The organism is Marinobacter segnicrescens (genome assembly GCF_900111555.1).
Classification (GTDB): domain Bacteria; phylum Pseudomonadota; class Gammaproteobacteria; order Pseudomonadales; family Oleiphilaceae; genus Marinobacter; species Marinobacter segnicrescens.
The window spans coordinates 1-1,470 of sequence record NZ_FOHZ01000071.1; the positions used below are offsets into that span (position 1 = coordinate 1).

Annotated in this window: 1 protein-coding gene; it reads right to left on the reverse strand. The window is 55.6% G+C overall.

Features of this window, described 5'->3' with window-relative positions; translation table 11 throughout:
• The coding region (locus BM036_RS19640; RefSeq protein WP_091855308.1) for an IS1182 family transposase at positions 1 to 1,404 on the reverse strand (1,404 nt) is incomplete at its 3' end.
• Positions 1,405 to 1,470 lie beyond the last annotated feature (66 nt).

Here is a 1,470-nt window from a genome sequence, read left to right on the forward strand (position 1 = left end):
CCTTGCCAGCATGCCCTTCACGCCCAGCACGTTGATCGCCCGCATCAGGTTGTAACTCAGAACCCCCAGACTGTATTCACTACTGGCAGAACTCAGACCCCAGCAGGTAAATCGCCCTTTATTCAGCAGCCTTTTGAGTGTGGCGAAGGTCGGCTCAACGGCAGCCATGCGACGGATCATCCGCTCAGGTGTGGCGGCTTTCGTTGCTTTCTCCAGAGCCTCTTCATTGAAGTGGCGTGTGACCCAGCGTCGATCCACCTTGGTGCATTGGCTTTGTAGCGGGCATTGATTGCAGCCTGAACGCGCATACAGATGCAGACGATCCTTGTTGCTCACCGTCTTGTGAAGCAACCGCTCTCCAGCAGGGCAGCGGTAAGCGTCCTCTTCGGGCAAATAGGTGAAGTCACTTTTCTGGAAGTACTCGCCGCTTCCCTGATTGTTGACCGCCCGGTTCGATGGCACGGCCACATCGTACCCAGAAGACTGAAGCTCGTTGATCTGCTGACCGTTGGAATAGCCGGCATCGGCAACGAGGGTTTCTAGTCCGCCCTCCAGTACGTCATGGGTCTCTTGGGCTATCGGTTTCAATTGCTGGTTATCGCTGCCTGCCTGTGTCAGGTCGTGGTGAACGATCAGTTGGTGTTCCTCGTCAACGGCATTCTGCGCGTTGTAGCCCACCACCATGCCTTCCCGGCCAGATTTCATCAGCTTGGCGTCCGGCTCTGTACGACAGAGCTGAGTCTTGCCCTCATCGGCCAGCGTCTTCAGCTCATCCTGCAGTTCCGCCTTGTGGGTTTCCAGGTAAGCCAGGGCTTGGGATACTTTGTCACGGTTCAGGTCGGCGTCATCACCTTGTTCCGATGCCGCCAACTGAGCGAGATAACGATCGATCTTCTGGTCCAGTTTGCCCAGCTGTTTCTCCAACTGCTTGCGGGTGATGGCCTGATCTTTACTGGCAGCCGCTTTGAACTTGCTGCCATCAATCGCCACCAACTGGCCACTGACCAGTCCTGCCTGTTTACAGAACACAATGAACTGGCGGCACACCTTCTTGACCGCGCCACCGTTATCTTTACGGAAGTCCGCGATGGTCTTGAAATCCGGTGCCAGCTGCTTCATCAGCCAGAGCACTTCCAGGTTGCGATGACATTCTTTTTCCAGCCGTCGGGTGCTGCTGGTCTGATTGAGGTAGGCGTATATGTATAGCTTGAGCAGATCGCCGGGATGATAAGGGCGTCGGCCTGTGTGAGCCGTCTGCGCTTTCCTGAAACCCATCTCAGACAGGTTCAGTGAATCCACAAAGGCATCAATGACGCGAACCGGGTGATCTTCGGGGACGTAATCTTCGACGCTGGGCGGAAGCAGAAGCGTCTGACTTCGGGGAGTGCCTTCCAGATGTCTCATAAAAAATAACCGCGAGCCATGTCGCGGTTATTTTGCCAGCTTGGGAGGCTGTTTTCACACAGCCTC